The 16112-nt window shown below is 53.6% G+C and carries 13 protein-coding genes and 1 pseudogene; 10 read left to right on the top strand and 4 right to left on the bottom strand.

Annotation, left to right across the window (positions count from 1 at the left end; all coding sequences use genetic code 11):
• Window positions 1–15 precede the first annotated feature (15 nt).
• A complete protein-coding gene (gene adhE, locus HA41_RS09285; protein WP_094120540.1) occupies window positions 16–2703 on the bottom strand; it encodes a bifunctional acetaldehyde-CoA/alcohol dehydrogenase in 2688 nt (895 codons plus the stop codon).
• 459 nt (window positions 2704–3162) lie between these two features.
• On the opposite strand from adhE, the gene HA41_RS09290 reads away from it, so the two are divergent.
• From HA41_RS09290 to oppF, 7 genes are all read left to right on the top strand, one after another.
• The gene (locus tag HA41_RS09290; protein WP_094120541.1) at window positions 3163–3810 is read left to right on the top strand and encodes a YchE family NAAT transporter; all 648 of its coding nucleotides are present in this window, start codon (window positions 3163–3165) and stop codon (window positions 3808–3810) included.
• A 664-nt stretch (window positions 3811–4474) separates the two neighbouring features.
• A complete protein-coding gene (locus HA41_RS09295; RefSeq protein ID WP_244175114.1) occupies window positions 4475–6022 on the top strand; it encodes an ABC transporter substrate-binding protein in 1548 nt (515 codons plus the stop codon).
• Window positions 6023–6166: 144 nt separating this feature from the next.
• Window positions 6167–7819 (top strand): oligopeptide ABC transporter substrate-binding protein OppA, encoded by a 1653-nt coding sequence (gene oppA / locus HA41_RS09300; RefSeq protein WP_143807308.1) that lies wholly within the window; start codon window positions 6167–6169, stop codon window positions 7817–7819.
• 90 nt (window positions 7820–7909) lie between these two features.
• Window positions 7910–8830 (top strand): oligopeptide ABC transporter permease OppB, encoded by a 921-nt coding sequence (oppB, locus tag HA41_RS09305; RefSeq protein ID WP_094120543.1) that lies wholly within the window; start codon window positions 7910–7912, stop codon window positions 8828–8830.
• Between the two features lie 14 nt (window positions 8831–8844).
• On the top strand, window positions 8845–9753 hold the full coding sequence (gene oppC / locus HA41_RS09310) for an oligopeptide ABC transporter permease OppC (RefSeq protein ID WP_094120544.1): 909 nt from the start codon (window positions 8845–8847) through the stop codon (window positions 9751–9753).
• 11 nt (window positions 9754–9764) lie between these two features.
• Window positions 9765–10778, top strand: coding sequence for an ABC transporter ATP-binding protein (oppD, locus tag HA41_RS09315; protein WP_094120545.1), 1014 nt, complete (start codon window positions 9765–9767; stop codon window positions 10776–10778).
• On the top strand, window positions 10775–11776 hold the full coding sequence (gene oppF, locus HA41_RS09320) for a murein tripeptide/oligopeptide ABC transporter ATP binding protein OppF (protein WP_094120546.1): 1002 nt from the start codon (window positions 10775–10777) through the stop codon (window positions 11774–11776). Before oppD ends, oppF begins: the two co-directional genes overlap by 4 nt.
• A 46-nt stretch (window positions 11777–11822) precedes the next feature.
• Here oppF and HA41_RS09325 read toward each other — a convergent pair whose 3' ends face one another.
• Both HA41_RS09325 and cls read right to left on the bottom strand, forming a co-directional pair.
• Window positions 11823–12146 (bottom strand): HI1450 family dsDNA-mimic protein, encoded by a 324-nt coding sequence (locus HA41_RS09325; RefSeq protein ID WP_009089915.1) that lies wholly within the window; start codon window positions 12144–12146, stop codon window positions 11823–11825.
• 45 nt (window positions 12147–12191) lie between these two features.
• Window positions 12192–13651 (bottom strand): annotated as a pseudogene (cls, locus tag HA41_RS09330) (cardiolipin synthase).
• 159 nt (window positions 13652–13810) lie between these two features.
• Here cls and HA41_RS20715 point away from each other — a divergent pair.
• Window positions 13811–13984, top strand: a complete 174-nt coding sequence (locus HA41_RS20715; RefSeq protein WP_143807309.1) for a YciY family protein — start codon at window positions 13811–13813, stop codon at window positions 13982–13984.
• Window positions 13985–14058: 74 nt separating this feature from the next.
• On the opposite strand, the gene HA41_RS09335 is transcribed toward HA41_RS20715, so the two are convergent.
• Window positions 14059–14379 carry a hypothetical protein gene (locus HA41_RS09335; protein ID WP_094120547.1) on the bottom strand — a complete coding sequence of 107 codons (321 nt, stop codon included), beginning with the start codon at window positions 14377–14379 and terminating at the stop codon, window positions 14059–14061.
• Window positions 14380–14743: 364 nt separating this feature from the next.
• On the opposite strand from HA41_RS09335, the gene ycgZ reads away from it, so the two are divergent.
• Complete coding sequence (ycgZ, locus tag HA41_RS09340; protein ID WP_094120548.1) at window positions 14744–14986, top strand: regulatory protein YcgZ; 243 nt, start codon at window positions 14744–14746, stop codon at window positions 14984–14986.
• Window positions 14987–15622: 636 nt separating this feature from the next.
• Window positions 15623–16099 carry an anti-virulence regulator CigR family protein gene (locus tag HA41_RS09350; RefSeq protein ID WP_094120550.1) on the top strand — a complete coding sequence of 159 codons (477 nt, stop codon included), beginning with the start codon at window positions 15623–15625 and terminating at the stop codon, window positions 16097–16099.
• The last annotated feature ends 13 nt before the right edge of the window (window positions 16100–16112 follow it).

A 16112-nucleotide genomic window follows, 5' to 3' on the forward strand; every position in this document is an offset into this window, starting at 1 on the left:
ATCAGAACGCATCGATCAGACTTTTTTCGCTTTCTTCTCGACTTGCACACCTTTTACCGGCTGTTCGGCCACGGCTTCAGCGACGCTGGAGAAGGGCTCAACAAATTCGCGGCCATAATAGGTGTCCAGCATAATTTGTTTCAGCTCAGCAATCAGCGGATAACGTGGGTTAGCGCCGGTACACTGGTCATCAAAGGCATCATCTGCCAGCTTATCCACTTTCGCCAGGAAGTCCGCTTCTGCCACACCCGCTTCGCGGATAGAGGTTGGGATACCCAGTTGGGTTTTAAGCTCATCCAGCCACGCCAGCAGTTTTTCAATTTTCTGCGCGGTGCGGTCGCCCGGTGCCGACAGGCCTAAGTGATCGGCCACTTCGGCGTAGCGACGACGTGCCTGTGGACGGTCATACTGGCTGAAAGCGGTCTGTTTAGTCGGGTTATCGTTCGCGTTGTAGCGAATGACATTGGCGATTAACAGCGAGTTAGCCAGGCCATGCGGGATATGGAACTCTGAACCCAGTTTATGCGCCATGGAGTGACAGACCCCAAGGAAGGCGTTGGCAAAGGCGATACCAGCGATGGTGGCTGCATTGTGCACACGTTCACGCGCTACCGGATTTTTCGCACCTTCAGCATAGCTGGCGGGCAGATTCTCTTTCAGTAATTTGAGTGCCTGCAACGCCTGACCGTCAGAGTATTCATTCGCCAGCACTGAAACATAGGCTTCCAGGGCGTGAGTAACCGCATCCAGACCGCCAAAGGCGCAGAGCGAACGCGGCATATCCATCACCAGATTGGCATCGACAATCGCCATATCCGGGGTTAATGCATAGTCAGCCAGCGGGTATTTCTGGCCGGTAGCATCATCGGTCACTACCGCAAACGGCGTCACTTCTGAACCGGTACCGGAGGTAGTGGTGATCGCTACCATGCGCGCTTTCACGCCCATTTTCGGGAATTTGTAGATACGTTTACGGATATCCATGAAACGTAACGCCAGCTCTTCGAAATGCGTTTCCGGATGCTCGTACATCACCCACATGATTTTCGCCGCATCCATCGGTGAACCGCCGCCCAACGCGATAATCACGTCAGGTTTGAAGCTATTCATCTGCTCTGCGCCTTTACGCACGATGCTCAGCGTCGGGTCAGCTTCCACTTCAAAGAACACTTCGGTCTCAACGCCGTGCGCTTTCAGTACGCGGATCACCTGATCTGCATAGCCGTTGTTGAACAGGAAGCGGTCAGTGACGATGAACGCACGTTTGGCGCCATCCGTAGCCACTTCTTCCAGCGCAATTGGCAGAGAGCCCCGACGGAAGTAGATGGATTTAGGAAGTTTATGCCACAACATATTCTCAGCTCGCTTGGCGACAGTTTTGGTATTGATCAGATGTTTCGGACCGACGTTTTCAGAGATGGAGTTACCGCCCCATGAACCACAACCCAGCGTCAGAGAAGGTGCCAGTTTAAAGTTGTAGAGGTCGCCGATGCCGCCCTGAGAAGCCGGGGTATTGATCAGGATACGTGCGGTCTTCATTTTGTCGCCGAAATAGTGCACGCGCTCGGTCTGGTTGTCCTGGTCGGTGTAGAGACAGGAGGTGTGACCGATGCCGCCCATCGCCACCAGTTTTTCCGCTTTATTAACCGCGTCGTGGAAATCTTTCGCCCGGTACATCGCCAGCGTCGGTGACAGTTTTTCGTGGGCAAAAGGCTCAGACTCGTCCACCAGCTGCACTTCGCCAATCAGAATCTTGGTGCTCGGAGGAACGGTAATGCCCGCCATCTCAGCAATTTTAAACGCTGGCTGACCGACGATGGCGGCATTCAGGCCACCGTTTTTCAGAATGATGTTCTGCACTGCACTTAACTCAGCACCCTGCAGCATATAGCCGCCGTGGCTGGCAAAGCGTTCACGTACCGCATCATAGGCAGAATCCACCACAATCACTGACTGCTCGGAGGCGCAGATCACACCGTTATCGAAGGTTTTCGACATCAGGATTGAGGCCACAGCGCGTTTCACATCTGCCGTTTCATCAATCACTACAGGTGTATTACCAGCACCGACACCGATGGCAGGTTTACCTGAACTGTACGCCGCCTTCACCATGCCTGGACCACCGGTTGCCAGAATCAGGTTGATGTCAGGGTGATGCATTAACTGATTAGAGAGCTCAACCGAAGGGGCATCAATCCAGCCGATAATATCTTTAGGTGCGCCAGCCGCGATGGCTGCCTGCAACACGATATCCGCCGCTTTATTGGTGGCGTCTTTGGCACGTGGATGGGGTGAGAAAATGATGCCGTTACGGGTTTTCAGGCTGATCAGGGCCTTAAAGATAGCGGTGGAAGTAGGGTTAGTGGTCGGAACGATACCGCAGATCAAACCAATCGGCTCAGCGATAGTGATGGTACCGAAAGTGTCGTCGGTGGCTAACACACCGCAGGTTTTTTCATCTTTGTAAGCATTGTAGATATATTCAGAAGCAAAATGATTTTTGATCACCTTATCTTCAACGATGCCCATGCCGGATTCGGCAACGGCCATTTTAGCAAGGGGAATTCGGGCATCTGCGGCGGCAAGCGCGGCAGCACGGAAAATGGCGTCAACCTGTTGTTGGGAAAAGTTGGCGTATTCACGCTGTGCTTTTTTTACACGTTCAACCAGTGCATTAAGTTCAGCGACATTAGTAACGGCCATGGTGTTCTCCTGAAGGAAGTTAAACTTTTTTAGTAAGCAATCCTGCGTCCTGAGTATAGTCCCGCCTGGCTGGTACGCCGGACTGGGCCAGAACACCCGGATTTTCAACTGTTTACTAAACTAGTCTGCTCTCCCGGCAACGATGGTGACCATTGATGCCGTTAATACTTCCGTTGCGAAAAGATTACCTGGTTTGAGGTAGAGTAATTTTGATGCAGATCAATTTAAACCCAAGCTGACACCTTTCAGCCGCACTTTTCAGCGCCTGCCTGTCAAAACCGGTTACGCCTCTGGGTAGCCAGCTTGTAGCGGCTAAAACCAGCGGGTTTTTATTGTCTGGTAAAATGCGCTAAGACGCTGGTCAATTGGCAGAATAAATAGCTGTTCTCACATCTGGCATCAGGGCGCGTTTTCCCTTACATTAGGCGCGTTTTCCTCCCCTGTGGTACGGAGTCTGTCGTGAACCCTGCGCTATTAGATTTATCAGGCTATATCAAATTTTTTGTCGGTCTCTTTGCGCTGGTTAACCCGGTAGGCATTATTCCGGTCTTTATCAGCATGACCCGCTATCAGGGCGTAACTGAGCGTAATAAAACCAATCTGACAGCTAACCTCGCGGTGGCAATCATTTTATGGACTTCACTGTTTCTCGGTGATGCGATATTGCATATCTTCGGCATCTCGATTGACTCGTTCCGCATCGCCGGCGGTATTCTGGTGGTCACTATCGCGATGTCGATGATCAGCGGCAAGCTGGGTGAAGATAAGCAGAATAAACAGGAAAAATCAGAAACCGCGATTCGCGAAAGCGTCGGAGTGGTCCCGCTGGCACTGCCCCTGATGGCCGGACCGGGTGCCATCAGTTCGACCATCGTCTGGAGCACCCGCTATCACAGCTGGCTCAATCTGCTCGGGTTCAGCCTGGCGATTGCGCTGTTCGCCTTTTGCTGCTGGCTACTGTTTCGCGCCGCGCCATTGATGGTTCGGGTATTGGGCCAGACCGGTATCAACGTCATCACCCGTATTATGGGACTGTTGCTGATGGCGCTGGGTATTGAGTTTGTGGTGACCGGTATGAAAGCTATTTTCCCGGGCTTGCTGAATTAACACGTCACTTATTTCAGCAGGCGAAATGAAAGGATGATTCATTATGGTGCAAGATCTGCTTTTTCTGCACCAAAAAAAGGCAATTATTCATCCGGCTTAATAGATTCAGCAGATTATCACTTTTATTACTGCCTGCCGGGATACGCACTGATGATGCTGTAAAGAATGTCACGATTTTCACATGATAATCTGCTTGTTATTTCCTGCTTAACCTGACAAATCACGCCCGTTTCGCTGACGGGCGTGCATTCATCGCGTCTCCCCGCGCCGCCTCCGAATAAATGCCAGAATGGCGCAATAGCGCCGTTGCCTGCGCCTGCTTTCGCAGCCTTTTAACTAAAATCACTATTTTTCATATCGATAAGATATTTTCAGGTCGAAAATTAACACTTCCGCTTCCCGAGAACTCATGATAAAAGAGAATTAGTTAACATTTTTAGCTATTTTGCTTTGGCACCCATTCACGGCTTCTGATAATTTTTGGCGTAACGTAAAAATTTTTTACCGAAAGCCCAAAGTGAGAATGCTTTTTGCTTAAGCCTATCGGGATATTTAATAAAAGGTTGTCGCTTTCGCATGACTGGGATGAAAAAATTGCAGCAGCAACGGTCAAAAAATTGCTTTAACGTTGTTAATCGCCTTTTCACCGGCTTACGCCGCAACGGTGCCATCCGAAACCCCTCTGGCACCGCAGCAGCAGATCGTGATCAACAATGGCACTGAGGTGGCGTCACTTGACCCACATAAAACCGAAGGCGTGCCCGAATCCAATATTATTCTTAACCTGCTCGATGGGTTAGTGAATACCGATAACAGCGGCAACGTGGTGCCCGGCGTCGCGAAGAGCTGGCAAAACCAGCAGGGAAGGCAGTGGACCTTTACCCTGCGTGATGACGCGAAATGGAGCAACGGTCAGCCGGTTACCGCCGATGATTTTGTCTACAGCTGGCGACGTCTGGCGGACCCTGATACTGCTTCTCCTTATTCCAGCTATCTGCAGGCGGCCCATTTTGCCAATATTGATGCTATCCTGGCGGGTAAAGCGTCACCCGATCAGCTCGGCGTCAAGGCGCTGGATGCTCACCATCTGCAGATTACCCTGAGCGAGCCGGTGCCTTATCTGGTGGCAATGCTGGCACATACTGCGATGAAGCCGGTCTATGGCCCGGCGATCAAACAGTGGGGCGAGGCCTGGACGAGGCCGGGTCACTACGTCGGCAATGGCGCGTATACCCTGAGCGACTGGGTTGTTAACGAAAAAATTGTGCTGAAGCGCAATCCACATTACTGGGATAACCGCCATACGGTGATTGAGCAGGGCACGTTCCTGCCGATCGCCTCTGAGAACAGCGATATCAATCGCTATCGCAGCGGTGGTACCGACATAACCAACAGCGCAATACCGCCAGAAATGTTCGGCAAACTGCGCCAGGAGTTGGGCGACCAGGTCAAAGTCAGTCCGCTTCTCTGCACATTTTATTATGAAATCAATAATAAAAAGCCGCCATTTACCGACCCCCGGGTACGTGCCGCGATCAAAATGACCCTCGACCGTGAGGTGATAGCCAACAAGATCATGGGGCAGGGCCAGATTCCGGCCTATAGCTTCACCCCGCCGTTTACCGCGGGCATCAATTTAACCCCACCGGAGTGGTTTAAAGGGAGCCAGGCGCAGCGCAATCAGGCCGCGAAAAAGCTGCTGGCAGAGGCGGGATTTGATGCCAGCCATCCGTTAAGTTTCACGCTGCTCTATAACACCTCCGATCAGAACAAACGCCAGGCGATCGCTGCTGCCTCCATGTGGCAGAAAAACCTCGGGGCGAAGGTGACGTTACAGAATCAGGAGTGGAAAACGCTGCTGGAGACCCGTCATCAGGCGCAGTATGACGTGGTTCGCGCGACCTGGTGCGCCGATTACAACGAGCCGTCGACGTTCCTCAACATGCTGGTCAGCAACGCGTCGATCAATACCGCGTTTTACAGCAGCCCGGTCTTTGACCGTCTGATGGCTGAAACCCTGACTGCCGGGAGTGAAGCGCAACGCGCCAGCCTCTATCAGCAGGCTGAAACACAACTCGACAAAGACTCACCAATTGTGCCAGTTTACTACCGCGTGAGTGTGCGCCTGGTGAAGCCCTGGGTTGGCGGCTTTACGGGCAAAGACCCGCAGGACATGACAGACCTGAAATACTATTTCATCAAACAACACTGAGCCGCGCGCTTACCCGGCGAGACAGTCGGGGAGCGCGTGATCGTGCAGACCACGTAATGCGGTCACTATCCTCAGGTTAACCAGCCGGGGATCCCGAGACGGGGGACGCCGGGGCAGCCAATCGCCCCGGCGACGATAATAAAACTGGAGTGTAATAATGAACAACATCACGAAAAAAGCCTGATTGCAGCGGGCGTATTCGCTGCAATCAGCGCACTGGCAGGGAATGCGGTTCTGGCAGCTACCGTGCCAGCTGGCGTTGAGCTGGCAGCAAAACAGGAACTGGTTCGCGGGAATGGCGATGAGGTGCAGTCGCTTGATCCGCACAAAATTGAAGGCGTACCGGAAGATAACGTGGCGCGCGATCTCTATGAAGGTCTGCTGGTCAGTGACAGCAACGGTCATCCGGTACCGGGCGTGGCGGAAAGTTACGAAAATAAAGATTTCAAAGTGTGGACTTTCCACTTGCGTAAGAACGCCAAATGGTCGAACGGTGAGCCGGTTACCGCACAGGACTTCGTCTACAGCTGGCAGCGTCTGGTTGACCCGAAAACCGCGTCACCTTACGCCAGCTATCCGCAGTACGGTCATATTCTTAACGTCGACGATATCATCGCGGGCAAAAAACCGACCTCCGATCTTGGCGTGAAGGCGATTGATGATCATACGCTGGAAGTGACGCTGAGCGAGCCGGTCCCTTATTTCGATAAGCTGATGATCAACTCAGTGATGTCGCCAGTGTATAAACCGGCGATTGAGAAATTCGGCGATCAGTGGACGCAGCCACAGAACTGGGTCGGCAACGGTGCGTTTAAGCTGGAGGCGCACGTCATCAATGAGCGCATCACCCTGGTGCGTAACCCGAACTACTGGGACAACGAACATACCGTGCTGAACAAGGTCACCTTCCTGCCAATCAACTCCGAAGTCAGCGACGTTAACCGTTACTTCTCCGAGAACGGCAGCGACATGACCTACAACAACATGCCGATTGAGCTGTTCAAGAAGCTCCAGCGTGACAACGGTAAAGAGCTGCACGTTGATCCTTATCTCTGCACCTACTACTACGAAATCAATAACCAGAAAGCGCCATTTACCGATCCGCGCGTGCGCGCCGCCCTGAAGCTCGGCCTGGATCGTGACATCATGGTCAATAAAGTGCTGGCGCAGGGTCAGGTGCCAGCCTATAGCTTCACGCCGCCATCCACCGACGGTATGGACATTCTGCCGCCAGACTGGTTTAAGTGGTCGCAGGTAAAACGTAATGAAGAGGCGAAAAAACTGCTGGCTGAAGCCGGTTATACCGCCGACAAACCGCTGACCTTCAACCTGCTGTACAACACCTCCGATCTGCATAAGAAGCTGGCCATTGCCGCCTCGTCGATCTGGAAGAAGAACATCGGGGTGAACATCAAGCTGGAAAACCAGGAGTGGAAAACCTTCCTCGACACCCGTCATCAGGGCAACTTTGACGTGTCGCGTGCCGCCTGGTGCGCGGACTATAACGAACCGACCTCATTCCTGAACATCATGCAATCCAACAGCAGCAGTAACACTTCGCATTATAAGAGCGAGGCGTTCGATCAGGTGCTGCGTGACGCGATCAAAGCGCCGGACGATAAAGCGCGTGCTGCCGATTACCAGCGTGCTGAGCAGATTCTGGATAAAGACAGCACCATCGTCCCGGTCTACTACTACGTGAATGCGCGTCTGGTGAAACCTTACGTTGGCGGTTATACCGGTAAAGATCCGCTGGATAAATCGCAGGATAAGAACTTCTACATCATTAAACACTAATAGCACACAGGCTATCGACAGTGGCGGCGCGTCTGCGCCGCCTTTACGTTTTTTTATTTGTTGTGAAGCAACAGCCTGGTAGGTACGGCAATGTTAAAATTCATCCTGCGTCGCTTGCTTGAAGCGGTCCCGACGCTGTTCGTTCTGATTACCATCTCCTTCTTTATGATGCGACTGGCACCCGGCAGTCCCTTTACCGGTGAGCGCACCCTGGCGCCGGAAGTCATGGCTAATATTGAGGCGAAATATCACCTCAACGACCCGATTAGTAAACAGTATGTCGATTACCTGGTGCAGCTGGCGCACGGCGATTTCGGCCCCTCATTTAAATACAAAGATTATTCGGTTAACTATCTGGTTGGTCATGCGTTTCCGGTTTCAGCCAAACTCGGTCTGGCCGCCTTTCTGCTGGCGGTGGTGCTGGGCGTAACTGCTGGCGTTATCGCCGCGCTGAAACAGAACAGCCTGTGGGATTTCGCGGTGATGGGGGTGGCAATGACCGGCGTGGTAATACCGAGTTTCGTGGTAGCGCCGCTGCTGGTTCTGGTGTTCGCCATCACCCTGAAATGGCTGCCCGGCGGAGGCTGGAATGGCGGACAGTGGAACTACATGCTGTTGCCGATGGTGGCGCTGTCACTGGCCTATATCGCCAGCATCGCGCGTATTACCCGCGGATCGATGATTGAAGTGATGCACTCCAACTTTATCCGTACCGCCCGTGCAAAAGGGCTGCCGCTGCGCCGCATCGTGCTGCGCCACGCGCTGAAACCTGCGCTGCTGCCGGTCATCTCCTACATGGGACCTGCCTTTGTCGGCATCATCACCGGTTCGATGGTGATTGAGTCCATCTACGGTCTGCCGGGCATTGGACAGCTGTTTGTGAACGGCGCGCTGAACCGCGACTACTCACTGGTGATGAGCCTGACCATTCTGGTGGGGTTACTGACCATTCTGTTTAACGCGATTGTCGACGTGCTGTATGCCGTCATCGATCCGAAAATTCGTTACTGATTGCGGAGTTCGCCATGATGTTAAGTAAGAAAAACAGCGAAGCTCTGGATGCGTTCAGTGAGAAGCTGGAAGTTGAAGGGCGCAGTCTGTGGCAGGACGCCCGTCGTCGTTTTATCCATAACCGTGCGGCCTCACTCAGCCTGCTGGTGCTGCTGCTGATTACGCTGTTTGTGATCATTGCGCCAATGCTGTCACAGTTCACCTACGACGATACTGACTGGGGCATGATGTCCTCTCCGCCGGATACCACGTCCGGGCACTGGTTCGGCACCGATTCCTCGGGGCGCGATCTGCTGGTCAGGGTTGCGATTGGCGGCCGGATTTCACTGATGGTTGGTGTGGCCTCCGCCTTGATCGCAGTGATCGTCGGTACCCTGTACGGTTCGGTAGCCGGCTACCTCGGCGGCAAAACCGACTCGGTGATGATGCGTATTCTGGAAATCCTCAACTCGTTCCCGTTTATGTTCTTCGTTATCCTGCTGGTGACCTTTTTTGGCCGAAATATCCTGCTGATTTTTGCCGCCATCGGCATGGTGTCGTGGCTGGATATGGCACGTATCGTGCGTGGACAGACCCTGAGTCTGAAGCGCAAAGAGTTCATTGAAGCGGCCCACGTTGGCGGCGTCTCTACCTGGAAAATTGTGCTGCGACACATCGTGCCAAACGTCCTCGGTGTGGTGGTGGTCTATGCCTCATTGCTGGTGCCCAGCATGATTCTGTTTGAATCTTTTCTGAGCTTCCTCGGCCTGGGTACCCAGGAGCCGCTCAGCAGCTGGGGCGCACTGCTCAGCGACGGCGCGAACTCGATGGAAGTGTCGCCGTGGTTACTGCTCTATCCGGCCGGTTTTCTGGTCGTGACGCTGTTCTGTTTCAACTTTATTGGCGATGGCCTGCGTGATGCCCTCGACCCGAAAGATCGTTAAGGAGTTTCCCGATGACCATTCATGAATTTCAGCCAGCAATGGCGGCCCGCGCGGGAAGCGAACAGTTACTGCAGGTGAAAGATTTACGCGTCACTTTTGGCACGCACGACGGCGATGTCACCGCCGTCAACGATCTTAACTTTTCGCTGCGTGCCGGTGAGACGCTGGGCATTGTCGGTGAATCCGGTTCCGGCAAGTCGCAAACCGCATTCGCCCTGATGGGGCTGCTGGCAAAAAATGGCCGCATTGGCGGCTCCGCGCTGTTTAATGGTAAAGAGATCCTTAATCTGCCCGAGAACCAGCTTAACCGGCTGCGTGCCGAGCAGATTGCGATGATCTTTCAGGACCCGATGACCTCGCTTAACCCCTACATGCGGGTCGGCGAACAGTTAATGGAAGTGCTGAAGCTGCACAAGGGCATGAACAGCGCCCAGGCATTTGAAGAGTCAGTCAGAATGCTGGATGCGGTAAAAATGCCCGAAGCGCGTAAGCGCATGAAGATGTATCCGCATGAGTTTTCCGGTGGGATGCGCCAGCGCGTGATGATCGCCATGGCGCTGTTATGCCGGCCAAAACTGCTGATCGCCGATGAGCCCACCACTGCGCTCGACGTGACGGTACAGGCGCAGATCATGACGCTGCTTAACGACCTCAAGCGTGAGTTCAACACCGCTATCATCATGATCACTCACGATCTGGGCGTGGTTGCCGGGATCTGCGACAAGGTGCTGGTGATGTATGCCGGACGCACCATGGAGTATGGCCGCGCCCGTGACGTCTTCTATCAGCCAGCGCATCCTTACTCTATCGGCCTGCTGAATGCGGTGCCGCGGCTGGATGCCGAAGGGGAGAGCCTGACCACCATCCCCGGCAATCCGCCTAACCTGCTGCGTCTGCCGGCGGGCTGCCCGTTCCAGCCGCGTTGTCCACACGCGATGGATATCTGTGCCAAAGCGCCGCCGCTGGAACCGTTTGGCGATGGGCGTTTACGTGCCTGCTTTAAGCCGGTGGAGGAATTAGTATGAGCACCGTAGCGGAAAAAAGAGTGTTGCTGGAAATCGCCGACCTCAAGGTGCATTTCGACATTAAAGATGGCAAGCAGTGGTTCTGGCAGCCGTCAAAGACCCTGAAAGCGGTGGATGGCGTCAGCCTGCGCCTGTATGAAGGGGAGACGCTGGGCGTAGTTGGCGAGTCGGGTTGCGGTAAATCGACGCTGGCCCGCGCCATCATCGGCCTGGTGAAAGCCACCGAAGGTCGGGTGGCGTGGCTGGGACGCGATCTGCTGGGGCAGAGCGAAGAGGAATGGCGCAAGGCGCGCAGCGACATCCAGATGATTTTCCAGGATCCGCTCGCCTCTCTCAATCCACGCATGACTATCGGCGATATCATTGCGGAGCCGCTGCGTACCTATCATCCGAAAATGGCGCGTCAGGAAGTCAAAGATCGCGTTAAAAATATGATGATGAAGGTCGGTCTGCTGCCAAACCTGATCAACCGTTATCCGCATGAGTTCTCCGGCGGCCAGTGTCAGCGTATTGGCATCGCACGTGCATTGATTCTGGAGCCGAAGCTGATCATCTGTGATGAACCGGTGTCAGCGCTCGACGTGTCGATTCAGGCGCAGGTCGTCAATTTGCTGCAGCAGTTGCAGCGCGAGATGGGGTTGTCGTTGATCTTTATCGCCCACGATCTGGCGGTGGTGAAACACATCTCAGACCGCGTTCTGGTGATGTATCTCGGTCATGCGGTCGAGCTGGGCACCTACAGCGAGGTTTACAGCAATCCGCAGCATCCCTACACCAAAGCGCTGATGTCGGCGGTGCCAATTCCCGATCCGGATCTGGAAAAGAATAAGCAGATTCAGCTGCTGGAAGGGGAACTGCCGTCACCGATCAATCCACCGTCGGGCTGCGTATTCCGTACCCGCTGCCCGATTGCCGGTCCGGAGTGCGCCAAAACCCGGCCGCTGCTGGAAGGCAGTTTCCGCCATGCGGTCTCCTGCCTGAAAGTCGATCCGTTATAAAGCAAAACGCCGGGCAATAGCCCGGCGTTTTTTATCGCGGTGACGACTATTCACGCCACAGGATATGACACAGTTTGTGGTCTTTTTCACGACACAACAGTACGCGTGCAAAAACGTCGGTAATCGGCTCCCCATCCGCTTCACCCAGCCCAATCACCACTTCCGCGAAAAAGTCAGGATTCAGATCAAAATCGACGTGATCTTTCCAGTCTTCTGACGGATCGAACAGCTCGGCACCGCCGCGCTCTTCAAACTGCAGATTAAAAAGAATGATATCTGCCGGATCGAGATTATCGCCTGCCAGCTCAAGAAAAATATCGTAAGCCTGTTCCAGCGTTTCGTCTTCAGTAAGGCGGTTGTTTAAATCCATGGTCTGTCCTGTCTGCCTGAGGCCGTATACATAATCTGGCTCGTTTTACAGTAAAGGGCTGAAGAAGTAAAACAGTCGTTCGACGATACGCTGCCACCAGGCACGTTTTGACCAGCGCTGGCCATCCAGCAGGCGTGAACGGGCAATATAGTCATCCTGCACACAGGCCAGATCGCTGCCAAATCCGGCATCGTCTACCACCAGTGTAATCTCAAAATTGAGCCACAGGCTGCGCATATCAAGATTTACCGTGCCGACCAGGCTGAGTTGTCCATCGACCAGGACGCTTTTGGTATGCAACAGCCCATCTTCAAACTGGTAAATTTTCACCCCCGCCTCCAGCAGTTCACTGAAGAAGGCGCGGCTGGCCCAGCCCACCAGCAGAGAATCGTTATGGCGCGGCACAATAATACTGACATTCACCCCGCGCTGCGCTGCGGTACAGATGGCATGCAGCAGATCGTCGCTTGGCACGAAGTAGGGCGTAGTCATGATTAACTGCTCACGTGCGGAATAGACCGCTGTCAGCAGTGCCTGGTGGATCATATCTTCCGGGAAACCGGGACCCGAGGCGATGACCTGCACCGTATGGCCGCTCTCCTGCTCAAACGGCATGATATTTCGGTCGGGCGGGGGGGAAGAATGCGTTTTCCTGTCTCTATCTCCCAGTCGCAGCTAAAGACAATTCCCATGGCGGTGGCGACCGGGCCTTCCATTCGTGCCATCAGGTCGATCCACTGACCGACGCCAGCGTTCTGTTTAAAGAAGCGGGGGTCCACCAGGTTCATGCTGCCGGTATAGGCGATGTATTTATCAATTAAGACGATTTTTCGATGCTGACGCAGGTCCATCCGGCGCAGGAATACGCGCAGCAGGCTGACCTGTAACGCTTCAACCACGTCAATGCCGGCATTGCGCATCATGCCGACCCACGGGCTGCGGAAAAAGGTCACGCTGCCTGCTGAATCGAGCAGCAGCCGGCAGTGTACGCCGCGGCGTGAGGCGGCCATCAGCGACTCGGCGACTTCATCCGCCAGGCCGCCGGGATGCCAGATATAGAACACCATCTCGATATTATGCCGCGCCAGCTGGATATCCCGAATCAGCGCCTGCATCACATCATCGGCACTGGTGAGCAGTTGCAGCTGATTGCCTTTAACACCGGCGATGCCCTGACGGTGATAACAGAGTTCGAACAGCGAACGGGCAACATCGCTGTGTTCAGTAGCAAAGATTTCACGACACTGCTTCAGATCGGTCATCCAGCGGGCCGTCGATGGCCACATGGTACGGGCCCGTTCTGCGCGACGTTTACCCAGATGGAGTTCGCCAAACGACAGGTAGGCGATAATACCCACCAGCGGCAGAATATAGATAATCAGCAGCCAGGCCATCGCCGAAGTCACGGCACGACGCTTCATCAGTATTCGCAGCGTGACACCGGCGATCAGCAGCCAGTAGCCAAATAGCAGCAACCAGCTGATCAGGGTGTAAAAAGTGGTCATTAAGTGGACATCCCGTTCGCGCTTTCGTCTGGCAAGTTTACGTGCAGATCACGGTCAGCGAAACCCTTTATCCTTTGCCATAACGATCAGATCCGATTTGGCATTGGCGATAAGATCTTTATAATGCGTGCGCGTGAATTCGATGTCAGAGAGGAAGTGATGAGACGAAGCAGAAATGAAGTGGCGCGCTGGAGAATGTTACGTCAGGTACACCGACGCCGTTCACGCTGGCTGGAAGGGCAGTCACGACGCTATAAACGCATTCACAGCATTCGCCATCAACTGGCGCAGCAGCAGCGTCGCTCCATCCTGTTTATTACGCAAAATATGTAGGCTGTAGTGCGCATCAGGCTGCAGGCCCGCTGGCAGAGGCAGTCCCTATCCGCCAGCCGGGTGGACGCGGTTACTCAGGCTTCGAAAAATCCCAGCTCGGCCAGAAAGCCACGCGCCTGCAGATGTTCCTGTTGCGAAGCACCGCGATCGCTCACTTCACGCATCAGACAATCCGCCGGGCTACCCAGTCCCACAGGACGGCGGCAACCGGCGCGGTCATACCATTCAAAAGACCACTTATCCGTTTTGCGATGATAATAGATGGTTAACCAGGCAGAGCAGTTTGCCGGATAACCACTCAGCACTTCGGTTTTCGGATCGGCAATTGCCTGCATCCGGTATAACAGCTGATCGACGAAAGTTGTGGCGCCCTGAATATTATAAGTCTTATGCATAATGAGCCTGCGACTGTGCTGTAGCGTCCATTCTGAGCTTCAGAGGTGTAATAACGAAGTCATAAATGTAGTCAGCGATAAGAAATAATTCCTGTTTACCCTAAAAAAAATGTCTGACGGCGCAGCATTTCGTCGCTGCGTGCCGGTAAATATTCACTGCAATGCGGTTTAACCCGGCCTTCCCAATAAGAATGGCTAAACCTGTACAGCTTTACAATCACACAAGTTACTGTTTGGGCTCAAATTATTTGCCGTTTTAAGAAATTATTGCAAATTACTCGTCAAATACCTGTACAAGTAATGGTTGGTGGTATAGCTTTATCGCATCGGTTATGACATTTAATGAACTCTGTGAGGGTTGACCATGCAAGCCAACGTAAGAATCCCGGCCTCAGTTTCTGATATCTCCGCTTATCTGAGCAGTGCTTCCCTGCCGGCTCAACAGGCCATTCTTGGCGCTGTCGTGACAGAGATCGTGCGTTCTGGTCGCAGCCTGAACCGTAAGGCCATCTGCACCCGACTGGTCAGCCGTTTACAGGCGGTGACCAGTGCGGAAGAAGAGCATCATTATCATGCACTGATTGGGCTGCTGCTGGACCGCAATTAAACACCGCGTCAGGCGCTGCGGGTGCCGCTGAAAACAGGCCTGCAGCGCGGTAACGAACGCCTCCGACACGCTTGACAACCGAGCGGGTTTTTTATAGAAAATAATCATCTTTCGTGATCGTTTTTCGTTGTCCAATCATTCATCCCTCACGGAAGATCGAAGCCCTGCCAGACCGGCAGGGCTTTTGTTTTTCCCGCCCGAATCCGCACAGGATCAGTCCAGCAAATAGATGCCTGCAACAATCGCGCTGACAGACATGATATGCAGCAATTCGGTCATGACGGCCTCTCCTGTTGGGGTGATAAGTCTTTTCAGTCAAGAATACCTGAGCGATCAGGTCAAAAAAATTTACATTTTTAACCAGCGACTGAACCATGCCGATCTCAGATTACGGCCTGCCGCCCTGAAATCAGACGAGGTGTACCGGCTTGCGCTTCGGCTATTGTTTAGCGTGGCTGTATTGTTGAGGCGGAGGTAGCATGAGGCGCTATCCGTTATTCCGTGGACTTCTGCCTGGAGCGGTGAGTGTCGGTGATACCCCCATTTTGCGTGCCAGGATGCTTTTAAGAACTCGCCAGATTGCCGCTTTTCAGGTCCAGGATTAAATTTAAATCAATTACCTTTGGGAGCAGGACAATGAAAAAACTGGCAAGGTCTGGCGTCATCGCATTAACCCTCTGTTTGCTTTTCACCTCACCGGCGCTGTTGGCCAATCCAGGCAATGGAAACGGAAACGGCAATGGAAAGGGCAATGGTCATGGACAAGGGCATGGTAATAAGGGCGAGGGGAAACATGATAAGTCACAGGGTAAAAAGAATAAGGGCGGCGATCCCTGGCGGGCAGAAACCGATATCAGTTATTCATTCGCGCGTGATCTGGCCAGACAGCAGGGGCTGACCGGCTACTCATCTTTGCCGCCGGGAATTGCTAAAAATCTCGCGCGCGGTAAACCGTTGCCGCCTGGTATCGCTAAACGCTCGGTGCCGCGCGGTATGCTGGAGGGTCTGCCTTCTTATCCCGGTTACGAATGGAAAATGGTGGGGGATAACCTGGTACTGATTGCGCTGAGTACGGCAGTGGTCACCGCGATTATCAATAACGTCTTTGATTGACGCCATCGCTGTG

The sequence above is a fragment of the Pantoea conspicua genome, assembly GCF_002095315.1.
In the GTDB taxonomy this organism is placed as follows: domain Bacteria; phylum Pseudomonadota; class Gammaproteobacteria; order Enterobacterales; family Enterobacteriaceae; genus Pantoea; species Pantoea conspicua.

Coding starts and splice junctions, on each gene's coding strand:
- adhE (WP_094120540.1), bottom strand. CDS start 2,703: ATGGCCGTTACTAATGTCGCTGAACTTAATGCACTGGTTGAACGTGTA.
- oppB (WP_094120543.1), top strand. CDS start 7,910: ATGTTAAAATTCATCCTGCGTCGCTTGCTTGAAGCGGTCCCGACGCTG.
- oppC (WP_094120544.1), top strand. CDS start 8,845: ATGATGTTAAGTAAGAAAAACAGCGAAGCTCTGGATGCGTTCAGTGAG.
- oppD (WP_094120545.1), top strand. CDS start 9,765: ATGACCATTCATGAATTTCAGCCAGCAATGGCGGCCCGCGCGGGAAGC.
- oppF (WP_094120546.1), top strand. CDS start 10,775: ATGAGCACCGTAGCGGAAAAAAGAGTGTTGCTGGAAATCGCCGACCTC.
- HA41_RS09325 (WP_009089915.1), bottom strand. CDS start 12,146: ATGGATTTAAACAACCGCCTTACTGAAGACGAAACGCTGGAACAGGCT.
- HA41_RS20715 (WP_143807309.1), top strand. CDS start 13,811: ATGAGACGAAGCAGAAATGAAGTGGCGCGCTGGAGAATGTTACGTCAG.
- HA41_RS09335 (WP_094120547.1), bottom strand. CDS start 14,379: ATGCATAAGACTTATAATATTCAGGGCGCCACAACTTTCGTCGATCAG.
- ycgZ (WP_094120548.1), top strand. CDS start 14,744: ATGCAAGCCAACGTAAGAATCCCGGCCTCAGTTTCTGATATCTCCGCT.
- HA41_RS09350 (WP_094120550.1), top strand. CDS start 15,623: ATGAAAAAACTGGCAAGGTCTGGCGTCATCGCATTAACCCTCTGTTTG.